Source organism: Scytonema hofmannii PCC 7110 (genome assembly GCF_000346485.2).
In the GTDB taxonomy this organism is placed as follows: domain Bacteria; phylum Cyanobacteriota; class Cyanobacteriia; order Cyanobacteriales; family Nostocaceae; genus Scytonema; species Scytonema hofmannii.
On the sequence record NZ_KQ976354.1, the window covers coordinates 5935390 to 5947916 of the forward strand.

Below are 12527 nucleotides of genomic sequence, written 5' to 3' on the forward strand. Positions count from 1 at the left end.
TCCTCTTTCTTCTCTTCGAGACGCTTCGCGAACGTGTCCTTTGCGTCTTTGCGGTTCATTTAAATAAGTAATCTTTGGTCAAGAAAAGAGTCAGCAAATTTGATATCATTCCCATGCTTGTAATTGCTGGCTAGCGTTGCGAAGTAAAGAATTCAGTTGTTCGCGACGAGTTTCAAAATTAGCAGCAATAGTCAGAAGTGCAATACCAACAAGCAAGCCAACAACCCATTTAAAAAATGAATATTGCAAACTCAACAGCACGAGTTGATAGAAGCTTGTGATAAAAAAGGCAGTCACTCCAATATATAGAAAAGCCCTGACTCGCAATGCTAATCCTGCAAAGACAGCAATGAGACTGAAAATTCCGGGTATGAATGGCGCATTTTGATTAAAAACAATTGCCCAACCACAAATTATACCGCAACCCAGAAGCCGCAGAAAATGACGGAAGGATTTCATGTTTGGTAATTTCAAATCGGGGTCAAATTGAGCTATGTACAGCAGTGATAAACCAATGGGTGTAACATACCACAAAGCACCAGTGAAATTTAGGACTGCAAACCAACGGAACAATGCCCAATTTCCCAAAGCTAGACTGATATATGTCAAGCGGAATTTATTACCAGTTTTGGCAACAATGGCATAAAAACTTGCAGCAACGATTAAGCTTATTGGCAAAACTTCTACTCTGGTTTGCCATAAAAATATCAGAGGTAGGAAGTATGCCGATCTACGCCAAGGTGTTCGATCCCACCCCCAAGTTTCCCAAGGCAAAATGTAGAGAAAGTAAGCAATCACGGATGCGATCGCACCAAGCCATGGAAGCAACTGTTTCTCTAGCAATTCTATAATTGGAATATCTGGTAAAAAAGCCCTCAGACAAGCGATTTGGAGTAAACCAATGTAAACCCAGAAAGAGGGAGTAGGGAGTGGGGAGTAGGGAGTAGGGGTAAGAGAATTTTTATTCTTTTGTGGCGTGATGCTATCAGATGACCGTCTACCTTGAAAGATGGCGTAGCGGATTAAAAATAACCCAGTTCCCAAACCGAGGGTTCTTGCTTCTATGGGACTCAAGCAAGCAGCAACTAACAAACTACTGCTGAAAAACCAGTGAATATGAGCGATCGCGCTGAGTTCTTGACTCGTTAAACGTAAGTAATTCAACAGCCAAGGTGAAAGAACGCGATAGGCATACATAATACCAGTTCCCAGAACAGACATGGCAATGAAACCATCGCCATAGGCTCCGGACGATGCTTGTAAGAGTTGGTATAACAAAAGTTCATATGCTGAAACCGAAACTCCAATCAGCCCTAAGTAAACCAATGGTTTATATTTTTGGTTGCGTCTCCCCACACCAATAGCAATCAAAGCTACAGCAAAGGATGATAAACCAGTCCAGTTAGTCAAGGTTTGCGTGCGTAACAAAACACCAAAAACGCCATACACTAAGGGCAAAATATGCCAACGATTTGGTAGTTTTGCCAATTGGTGTCGCCTTTGCCAGAACTCCCCTAAAAGTTGAGTCATCAAGCCTAAGGTAACATTGGCAATTGCAATCTGGATCAGAGAATGTTCGCCAAAACCAAGCAACTCAGCAATGAATAATTCCAGACACCAAGCAATACCATAAAATCCCCAATCATTGGGTTGCTGCCAACTGCGATATACAATTGCTGATAACGTGACTGTACTGGAAATTAAATACAAAAATCCTGGCTCCACGAGGTTTTGGTAGACTAACAGGGAGTGGATACTCAGCAACAATAACTCAGCAATGCATAGCGCCATCGCCCACCTATCAAATGCGATCGCGTAAATCTGTGGCAAGGTTGAGGAAGTATCGGGGACTTCGACCTTCTCTGTGTTTTTAGTTCTTTTATTATCAAACCACTTCCGTAATATCCACAAAATAGTTATGGTCACTGCTCCTACCACAAACCAACCTTGGGCTGATAGTTTTGGTAAACCAGGTACACCTTCCCATAATAAGGCTGCGATCGCACCCAACCCATACCCTACAGTCATCACCGCCCACGGCTTTTGTCGCAAATAATACGTATTAACAAACATCAAAGCGGTGGCGACAGCCAAACCAATTAACCGACCCCCAGCTAAAGGTAAAGTCAGTAACTGAGCAAGCCCCAAAGCAGCAATACTCAACCAAATGTTAGAAATGGAACGCGATGCAGCGCTGGTTTGAGTTTTATACCCCCAACTTGCAAGACTCGTCAGTGTCATTGGGGTTACGAGCCAAATAAGACCCAAATTTTCACTGCCATTACCAGAACCAATCCAGACTAAATGTGCGTTTCCCCATAATAGAATATAGCTGAGCACCGCTAACCCCAAACCCATGTGCCAAGCACTGCGCCGCCAGATTCCAAGCCCCGGACTCAATAACCACTCTGCGATCGCAATAACTAACAAAAGACTTGCCCAGACTTCCTGAGTTAAAGTTGGCAATATGCTGTCAACTACCGAGCAAATTGTCAGCACAAGAGCCATCTGAGTCATGTACACCAAATAATCTCTTGTCAGAGGGCGTCTTTGGCTAACTCTCCACAAAGCGATCGTGGATAAAACTAAGTTGACAGAACGTAGTGTAGGATTTGCCAAACTAATCGCTGTCAGTAGAATCCCAAACAGCAATGTTAGCAGTTCCGCAAAATGAGCCAATTTCACCTTGTTGGCGCGGTAACATCTATCCGCCAATGCCAACATAAGAATGATGTAGGGAAATAACGCAACACTCAATAATTCCCAAGGTGCATTCTGGGAACCAACGAGTTGAGTTGCCAGAGTTACAAGACTTTGCTGGAAATTGTCAGGTACTAACCGCCAACCCAGCCAAATTGTCTCCAACCCAATAATAAAAATTGCTCCCACATCTGCTCTGACACCATTGTGTTGCAAGCGACGATTGAAAAACCACAAACCCAAGAAACTCACCACTGTGGCTTGCCAAGGAAATGGTGTACCCACTGATACTAACCATCCCAGCAATAATAAGATACCGCCAAGAGGTTCCCAGGAAAGATGAGGAGAGGGTAAGGGAGTGAGGGGGCGAGGGGGGGATGATAACCAAGTCACTAACCAACCGCAAATGCCAAGCGCTAATCCTAGTTGCTGAATATCGACTTTGGCAATGAAGATCGCCCTGCCCAAGAGTACGATTAAGGCAAAAATAATGATGGCTGTATATAAATTAGTACTTTTTTCTTTGCTTTGGGTAGGGGAAGGAACATCACCCTCTTGTTTAAGGGGAGGCGCGCTGTTGTGAGGGCTATCCCCATAGAAGTGACTGCCTTTAGTTGGGGAGTTCTTCTGGTAATGAGTGCGATAAAGACTAGCGATCGCTGTTCCTATAGTTGCCAAATATACAGCTATAAGAGGAAATCCCGGTAATTGCCAACCCCAATGCAAGTATGATAACCCTAAGACATTAAATAAAATGGATTTTGTAATTTTATTGTTAGTTTCAAATAGGCGATTATGACTGGATAAGACGGTGACAACTGTGAGGACAGTCGAGGCTATGGCTATGACAATCCAGTTCAGGGGATTTTGCCATAGTCGAAAACTATCCATTGCCCAAAAGTTCACTGGTACTAACAAAAGGGTGACAATGAGCAACGCCCTAGTCGTCAAGCTTAAATTAGATTGTTTGCCAGTCCAAAAGCTAACTCCCCAAAAACTTAAGGTATAGGCAAGTAAAACCCCATATTGCCCAGAGGGTGGAAACCTATCCCATTGGCTAGCAGCAAGTACCCCAGAGGACACCACAACTAAGAACATCCCCAAAAACAGCAGCCAACGGACGCTTAATTCTTCTCCCAATGACTGTAACATTTGGGCAAGAATGTTGGGTTTTTGAGGTATTGGTTGTTTACCTTGAGGTAGAGATGCTACAAGCAACTTCTCTACATTATTATGGGCGACTGATTGTTGTAGTTTCGGTAATGCCTGAGGTTCTAACACCACACGACATACTAAGTGTTCCTGACAAATCTGCCGAACTTGGGCATCGGATATCAAACCCAAGTCCAGCCATATATCAAGCCCTTGCAGTAACTCAGGATGATTAGATGGCAGTCGAATTTCTATTTTGAGCGGAGGGTCAAGGTTTGGTGACATAAGCAGCACGCTAGTGGCGCGACATTTACATCATCTTTTTGATTTTGGTAAATGTGCCACTATTTTGTGCCAGTTAATTCGCTGAATGATGTAAATTTTTGCGATCGCTCGATCGCGCAAGCCGTACCCGGCTTATCGTCACTCTTGTTTCTCCTCGTAGTCTGTGGTGAGAAACAAGATCCCCGACTTCTCAAAGAAGTCGGGGATCTGAGTCTTTCAATTCTTACAAAAATACTTCTCAGACATCCTCTAAGAGAGGTTACCTTCCTAGATACCGACTCGCCATTTGCATAGCATCCATGATATCAACATCACCATCCCTATCAGAGTCAAGGAAAGAATTCAGTACAGAATTTCCTCCTGCTTGGGAACTTTGAGCATTTGCTCCCGATTTCAGTAGATTTAACACTAAAGGAACCAAAGTTGGTAAGAGTTGTTGAACCATACCAGCGTCTAAACCCGTGCGCTGAGAAACAACATCAGCCACTTGCTGCTGTATAAAAGGAGGAAATAACGAATCAACGGCTTGGGTGTTAGGAGAAGTACCACCGTATTGGTTCACCACCTCTTGTGCTGCTTCACTGCCTTCTGTATTTTGCTTTTCTTGTAACGCAGAACGCACGTAGTTCCCTACAATACCCACAGCTGACTGCATTGTTGAGGAATCTGTACCAGTACTGCCGCTTATTTGCTGTACTGTGTTAAGAATATCACCTAACTGTCCGGTGTTACCTTCTTGGTTAGGATTGTCAATTGCATTGATAATCTGGTCAAAAAGCCCCATAGGATTATTTCTCCCTTATTATGTGACCACCAAAACAAAATTGTAAAGGAATTGCGACGACTTAACTTGAAAATGGGGCATGGAGAAGCGGGCATGAGGTAAAATGACGATGACCAAAGTGTAGTGGCTCAACCTAAATGACGGTGCAGGGACAAGAGAACAATACTAGGGACTTCTCATGGCAATTCTGGCCTGCTTTGCCACTCTATCCCTTTGGTGAACGGCGGACAATTCGCAAAGAAGTGATAAAGGACACAATCTGGACTTTTGACCAACTTCAGGGTATTTTCTACGTCGTTGTGCCTATTCGCATGACAGTGGTAAAGTTAGAAGAGGGAGGGCTTCTCGTTTACGCCCCTGTTGCACCAACCCCAGAATGTATCCGCCTAGTGAATGAGTTGGTGGCAGAACATGGCAATGTCAAATACATCATCCTGCCAACCATTTCTGGTTTGGAACACAAAGTTTTTGTCGGTCCTTTTGCCAGATATTTCCCTGGCTCTCAAGTTTTTATGGCTCCCAAGCAGTGGAGTTTCCCTCTTAATCTTCCACTCAGTTGGCTTGGCTTACCTCAAAAACGCACTCAGATACTCCCAGAAGATAGCAGTCAAACTCCCTTTGGTAACCAATTTGATTATGCAATACTCGGTCCGATTGAACTGGGACCGGGTCGATTTGCAGAAGTCGCCTTCTTTCACAAGCGATCGCACTCACTCCTAGTTACAGATTCCGTCCTTTCCGTATCAGAAGAACCGCCCGCGATCGTGCAATTAGATCCATACCCCTTACTATTCCATGCCAAAGATAAGGCGTCTGATATCATCGAAGACAATCAAGCAAACCGCCGTAAGGGATGGCAGAGGATTTCGTTATTTGGTTTATATTTCCAACCAAGTATGCTGGAAATCATCAAATGGGGTGAAGTGTTTCGCAATGCCTTAAAAGCGCCTGAACGTTCTAAGAAAGCTTATTTTGGGTTATATCCTTTCAAATGGAAGCCTGATTGGAAGCAATCATTTGATGCACTGCGAGGAGATGGGCGTCTATTTGTAGCACCAATTTTACAAACTCTCATCCTCAATCGCGCACCTCAAGAAACTATCAATTGGGCTAATAAGGTAGCGAGTTGGGATTTTCAGTGGATTATTTCCTGCCATTTTGATGCACCAATTAAGGCAGAACCGCAGCAGTTTCGTCAAGCATTCTGCTTTCTGGAAAAGCATCCTGCTGTCAGTGCTGGTGTATTCACCAGTAGCAGTTATCCCCTACCTGAAGAAGATTTTAAAATACTTAGGAAACTTGATGAAGGGCTAAGCAAGTTTGGTATTGTGCCACCAGCAAAGGACAGTAACCAGTGACCAGTGACCAGTGACCAGTGACCAATGACTAGAATCCTTGCTTTGCAAAATTGTGAATACGGTGTAATTACTAAAATGCATTCAGGCTTATGACATGATGATTGGTTGTATATCAATACTACTCGGTTAACGATAATTGAGGTGTCAGAAACCGGTTTCGCACTTATTTACCGGGGTTCTAATTTCCGCTTATCCGAGTAGTATTAGGTTGTATATACGGTACAAGTCCATAAATTTATTTCTGAAAAAAGAAATTGATTCATTATTTCAATCCCCTACTTTAAAGTATGTATATTAACTGGTCACTGGTCACTGGTCACTGGTCACTGTTACACTGCGATCGAGTGCTAACCGTAAAACAGATAACGCCAAAATAATCAAAAATAGTACAAGCCCAATTGTACAAGCATAGCTAATTTCCAAGTTAGTAAATGCTTGCTCATATAAATAGTAAACAATCGTCTTCGAGCTATTACGCGGTCCGCCTTGGGTCATGATGTATATTTCTTCAAATACCTTAGTAGCAGAAATCGCTGATATCACTGCAACTAAACCCAAATAAGGTTGCATTAAAGGTACAGTCATATCCCAATGCTTGCGAATCCCATCTGAACCGTCAATGGCAGCTGCTTCATAGATATCGCTGGGAATGGATTGTAACCCAGCTAGATAAATCACCATGTAGTAACCCAATCCTTTCCAAACAGTCACAGCCATTACGCTGTACAGTGCAAATTGAGGACTGGTGAGCCAAGGAATTCCTTCTGGAAAAATACCCTTAAGCAATTGGTTCAGCAAACCTGTTTCTGCATACAACCATCTCCAAGCAATCCCAGCAACCACCATTGAAATAACAACTGGCGTGTAATAGGCAGCCCTAAACCAGTTCATGCCACGCAGTTTCTGATTAACTAAAATTGCCAGTACCAGGGGAGCGATGACCAGAATTGGTACCACACCTACAAGATATAATAGAGTATTACCCAAAGTTTTCCAAAAAACGGGGTCTTTCCACAATCTGTTAAAGTTGGCTAAACCCACCCACTGCGGCATCTGGGTTAAATCGTATTCATACCGGGTAAAGCTTAGGTAAAACGCTTGCAGTGCGGGCCAAAAAACGGTTAATCCTAAAATCACCATTGCTGGCAGCAAAAATAAGTAAGGAGTCAGTCGTTGGGTAATAATAATCCAATCTTTAGATGTCAATCTATTCATAGAATGCTTTTTTCGTAATTTTAAGTGCTAAATTCCTATCTTAGATAAGATGAATTTTCATATTGAGTCAGTGCAATATGAGAAAGCAAATCCATATTACACGAGCATCTAAGTTTAATTCATGATTGCTAATTTACACGAAAAAGGTTGGGAAGTGATTTACCATCGCGCCCATGCTTTGCTTGCTGCTCAAATTGCTGGACACTGGCATCCTACGAAACGTCCCCTACGTTGGCTGGAAACAATCGCTGCTATTTCCCATCACGACGATCTGGAGAAGGAATGGGAAGGCAATCACCTGACAGAAGCGGGCGCACCTTTAGACTTTACTCTCGCTACAAAAACTGATACAAGCAAGTTGCAACAACTCACGCACAATGCTCGATATCGAGGACGGTGGGTGGCAATGATGATTTCCATGCACATGAGCTTTCTTAACGAAGGTAAGCGTGGAGAATCGCCAGAATTGGATGACTATTTAGATGAGCAACTCCAGCATCAGGAACAATGGCGACAGGAGTTGAATATTTCAAAAGACGAAGCAGCAGAAGCCTACGAGTTTTTTCAGTGGTGCGATCGCCTGTCTCTTATCTTGTGCAATCGGATGTTACCTGTTGGCGAACGTGCTTTAGAAATTGCAACCTTGTCAGATGGCAATCGTTATGATGTCATAGAACGCAGCGATGGTGTTACAGTCAAACCATGGCCTTTTTTAGAGGACAAGTTTACTGTAAATGTAGAAGCTACTTACCTAGAGAAATTAAAATTTGACAGTAATGAAGAACTTACGCAGGCACTACAGACTTCACCCATCAAAACCTTGGAGTGGAAATTTGTTCGGTAGTTAACAATCACTCTCAATTGGAAGAGTAATCAGAAATTGTGTACCTTTACCAGGAACTGATGATCGGGGGCATCCCGTTTTGGCAACAGCCTGCAAGAATAGAATTCTAGGGCTATATAAACTAAGTACAGCTTTTCATAAACTCGTAGCGTTTTGGTTCGTAGTTGCGCTTTAGCGTATGCATCGCAACTACAAACGATTTGTACCATCTTTATTTCGTTACGAACTTGTAAAATTATGTACTAAGTCCGCCGACGCGGACTTAATATGAAGTCCACGTAGGTGGACTTTGTTTGTATAGACGCGATTTCCAATCGCGGGCGTGTTTATTATGTTGATCGACAATAATTTGATGGCTGATAGCTAATCCCAGTCCAGTTCCTTTACCTACGGGCTTTGTTGTAAACGATGGCTTATATCAAATCCGGTAGTATCGAACAATACCTTCGCCAAAAGTGAAGCCTAGACAAATTTTGCCATTTTTGCCTAGAACACAAACTTTTGCCACTTTCAACAAAAATTTCTGACTCATGTGTGTTCTTTCGCTCAAGTGCCAGAATCTCAATGTCATGCTGTGCAGGCTATTGAATCAAAATTCTTTCTGGAAAAACCTGAGGCGTTTTTAAAGGAAGAGTGATTTTTGCCCTGGAACAGAAGAACGGGCTTTCATGGTTAAAAGACCACCACTTTACCCTTCAAAAATGGCGAAGGTATTGATCGAAGTGATATAATTATTGCGAAAAAATCAAGGGTGCTGTCCTTACAAGCCATAGAACGCACACGCTTACAAATCATCTGGCTGATAGCCAAGGGGTACACAGCACAAGAAGTAGCTTTAGTTACAGGATATCGGCGCGGTTCGATTTATAAAATCGTGAGTCGTTACAACGCGATGCTACCGGATTTGATATGACTCCTTGCTTTTTAGCTTACTACATATGTGCCAATAGTTCTACCGCTTACATGGGTACACACATATTTGCGCTAAAGGCTAGGTTCTTTAATTAACAAGAGTTTAATGGTAATTAGTATATTTTAACTAGTGAAACTGAGTATCATTTTTGCTATTATTTTCTGGATTCAGAATCACCCAGAAACCAGGAGTGACTGAGATGTTGTTATTTAGACGCCAGCGATAGAATGCTTCAATATGGTAGACGCGATCGCTATCTTTACGAACATCGCTGTTAGAAACGCGTGGTGGTAACCCAAAGAGGATTCCTGGTAAATTGCCTTTCCCGCCGACATCTGGAAAGGACATACCGATTGCTCCATACCAGGCTTTTGCGTTGTCTCCACTTCTCACAAAGAGTGAATCCGTTCCACCAATCCCATTGGAAATATCGCTGAAACCAGAGTTTTTAGCATTTGCCCAGATATATCCACCCCAAGCATGGATCTGAAAATGTGGTGAAAAGCGATAGTATCCCTGCGTCCCTACTATATTGTTGGAAGTCGCAATATTGTTTCCAAAGGGAGAGTTTGCCAAGACACTACCCGTTCCACCTATAAGACTGACTGTTCCACCAGGATTATATCCGTGGGAGTAGGCGACGCCAAGCGCACCTTGTTTGCCATAATACACTAAGTGTGCTAGCGCATTGTATGGTCACTGGTCACTGTTCACTGGTCACTGTTTACTATCTTCTCGAACGTCTGCGGAGGCGATCGATCATCACCGCCACAATAATGACCAGTCCTTTGACAACGAGTTGCCAGAAGTAAGACATATTCAACAAGGTCAAACCATTGTTGAGAACAGCAATGATTAATGCGCCTAAAAGAGTTCCGCCAATAGTGCCAATACCGCCAGTAAAGCTAGTTCCACCCAAAATAACAGCAGCGATCGCATCTAACTCGTACCCCTGACCTAACATACCAGTGGCACTATAAAGACGGCTGGCACTCATGATTCCTGCCAAACCTGCTAGCAATCCACTGACACCGTAAACAAATAACAACACGTGATTGACTTTAATACCAGTCAGCCGTGCTGCTCGTTCGTTACCACCGACAGCATAAATTTGTACCCCCAAAACAGTCTGTCGCAGGACAAACCAAGTAGCGGCTACAGTTAGTAGGGCAATTATCACCAGCCAGGGAAGGGGACCTAAATAGTTATTACCTATCCAAGCAAAATTGATGTCACGGTTAATAACTGTTGTACCGTTAGCAACCAAAAAGGCAGCACCCCTTAAAGCAGTGAGCGAACCCAAGGTGACAATAAAAGGTGGCACATCCAAAAAGGTGATAAGAGCACCGTTAATTAATCCTAAAAGCAATCCTGTGAGCAACCCAGCAGGTACAGCCGCCCAACCTAAAGCAGGAAGTAGCGAGACTAACACTGCAACTACAGCCGAAACAGCCAATATTGACCCCACGGAAAGGTCAATACCTCCTGTCAGAATGACAAACGTCATGCCCGTTGCCAACACAATATTGATTGATGCTTGACGCAATATATTAACAACATTACCGACTGTGAGGAAGTTGGGAGAAACGACTGTAAATAAGATGCAAATCAGTACCAGAATTGGCAGAATCCCTGCAACCTCAAGCAGAGTGTTAATCGGTTTACGCTGGCGTGATGTTGAATTCTTGCTCAGTTTATTATTGGCAGGCTTTAAGGTTTGACTCATGATGCTAGTACCTCCGATGCTCCAGTTGCATAGTGCATAATGTTTTCTTGGGTAATTTCTTTACTAGGGCTACCATCAAGTTCGCCCACTAATTTTCCTTCCCGCATCACTAAGACGCGATCGCTCATCCCTACAATCTCCGGTAGTTCGCTGGAAACCATCAAAATAGCCACGCCCTGTGCTGCCAACTCGCTCATAATTCGGTAAATTTCGCTTTTGGCACCGATATCTACACCGCGTGTGGGTTCATCCAACATTAGGACTTTCGGTTTAATGGCTAACCACCTCGCTAGCAGTAGCTTCTGCTGATTGCCACCAGAAAGATCCACCGCTCTGATTTCCAAATTAGCAAGCCGGATATTGAAGTTTTCTACTGCTTCTGTTGCCAACTTATTCACTGAACCCCAGTTAACAACACCAGCTTTTGCATCCTCCTTGAGTGTGTTGAGGGCAATATTCTTGCGGGAACTCATTTCCAGAAATAAACCCTGGTCTTTGCGGTCTTCTGGGACGTAACCAATCCCAGCAGCAATGGCATCACTGGGTGAATGAATATTCAATTTGTTGCCATTTAGAAAAACTTCACCACTGACTTTGGGGTCTGCACCGAAAATGAGCCGGGACACTTCCGTGCGTCCTGCACCAACCAACCCTGAGAGTCCGAGAATTTCTCCAGCACGAATTTTAAAACTAGCTGGCTCAATCTTGCGTCCGTCGCTGATATTTCTGACTTCTAAAACCACCGAACCTAGATTGGTTTGCCTTTGATGCTCGTAAAAGTCCTGCATCGAGCGACCCACCATCATCTGCACCAATCGCTGTGGAGAAATTTCATCCCGTGTCAAACTACCAATGTATTGACCATCGCGCAGTACGCTAATTCGGTCAGCTAGGGCATATATTTCTTCCATGCGGTGACTGATATAGATAATAGCAATGCCGTTATTCCGCAGTTTGCGAACAATCTCAAACAAACACTCAGTTTCGCGATCGGACAGTGCTGCTGTTGGCTCATCCATCACTAAAATGCGGCTGTTGTCCTTCAGCGCCCTTGCAATTTCTACCTGTTGTTGTTCGGCGATGGACAAAGTCCCAACCACATCGCGATCTGTAAAGCTAGCTCCAAGGCTTTCTAGCACTTGCTGTGCTTCAAGTTGCATACTTTTGCGGTCTAAAAACTGACCCCGCCGCAACTCGCTACCCATAAAAATATTTTCGGCAACGGTTAAATTGGGTGCGACATTCAGTTCTTGATAAATGAGATTAATGCCCGACTTACGTGCTGTACCCGGATCGGTAATTTTTATCGGTTGACCGTTGATGCGAATTTCTCCTTCATCAGCAATGTAAGCCCCAGCAAGGATTTTCATCAATGTGCTTTTACCCGCCCCGTTCTCACCCATGAGAGCGTGAACTTCTCCCGGATAAATCGTGAGATTGACATTTTGGAGAGCAGATACACCATTAAATCGTTTCGTAATCCCTTGCATTTCCAATACAGGGGTAGTGGTGGATGCATGGGGAAACAAGGTTTCAGTATTTGTTGTCAT

At 43.6% G+C, this 12527-nt stretch carries 8 protein-coding genes and 1 pseudogene; 3 read left to right on the plus strand and 6 right to left on the minus strand.

Annotated features, from left to right (window positions below; all coding sequences use genetic code 11):
- Positions 1-105 precede the first annotated feature (105 nt).
- Together WA1_RS24690 and WA1_RS24695 are read right to left on the minus strand one after the other, a co-directional pair.
- On the minus strand, positions 106-4137 hold the full coding sequence (locus WA1_RS24690; RefSeq protein WP_017739851.1) for a hypothetical protein: 4032 nt from the start codon (positions 4135-4137) through the stop codon (positions 106-108).
- Positions 4138-4396: 259 nt separating this feature from the next.
- Positions 4397-4921: a DUF937 domain-containing protein gene (locus tag WA1_RS24695; protein ID WP_017739850.1), complete on the minus strand. Its 525-nt coding sequence runs from the start codon at positions 4919-4921 to the stop codon at positions 4397-4399.
- A 137-nt stretch (positions 4922-5058) separates the two neighbouring features.
- Here WA1_RS24695 and WA1_RS24700 point away from each other — a divergent pair, with 137 nt between their 5' ends.
- Positions 5059-6279, plus strand: a complete 1221-nt coding sequence (locus WA1_RS24700; RefSeq protein ID WP_017739849.1) for a DUF4336 domain-containing protein — start codon at positions 5059-5061, stop codon at positions 6277-6279.
- A gap of 309 nt (positions 6280-6588) precedes the next feature.
- On the opposite strand, the gene WA1_RS24705 is transcribed toward WA1_RS24700, so the two are convergent.
- Positions 6589-7494 (minus strand): carbohydrate ABC transporter permease, encoded by a 906-nt coding sequence (locus WA1_RS24705; protein WP_017739848.1) that lies wholly within the window; start codon positions 7492-7494, stop codon positions 6589-6591.
- A gap of 121 nt (positions 7495-7615) precedes the next feature.
- On the opposite strand from WA1_RS24705, the gene WA1_RS24710 reads away from it, so the two are divergent.
- Both WA1_RS24710 and WA1_RS55320 read left to right on the plus strand, forming a co-directional pair.
- The gene (locus tag WA1_RS24710) at positions 7616-8338 is read left to right on the plus strand and encodes a DUF3891 family protein (protein WP_017739847.1); all 723 of its coding nucleotides are present in this window, start codon (positions 7616-7618) and stop codon (positions 8336-8338) included.
- Positions 8339-9089: 751 nt separating this feature from the next.
- Positions 9090-9251, plus strand: a complete 162-nt coding sequence (locus WA1_RS55320; RefSeq protein ID WP_158516690.1) for a helix-turn-helix domain-containing protein — start codon at positions 9090-9092, stop codon at positions 9249-9251.
- A 126-nt stretch (positions 9252-9377) separates the two neighbouring features.
- Here the strand turns inward: WA1_RS55320 and WA1_RS24715 are convergent.
- The 3 genes and pseudogenes from WA1_RS24715 to WA1_RS24725 form a co-directional block, all read right to left on the minus strand.
- Positions 9378-9932 (minus strand): annotated as a pseudogene (locus WA1_RS24715) (iron uptake porin); the annotation flags it as partial.
- Between the two features lie 46 nt (positions 9933-9978).
- Positions 9979-10977 (minus strand): ABC transporter permease subunit, encoded by a 999-nt coding sequence (locus WA1_RS24720; RefSeq protein ID WP_017739845.1) that lies wholly within the window; start codon positions 10975-10977, stop codon positions 9979-9981.
- Positions 10974-12527, minus strand: coding sequence for a sugar ABC transporter ATP-binding protein (locus tag WA1_RS24725; RefSeq protein ID WP_017739844.1), 1554 nt, complete (start codon positions 12525-12527; stop codon positions 10974-10976). The genes WA1_RS24720 and WA1_RS24725 overlap by 4 nt, the downstream gene beginning before the upstream one ends.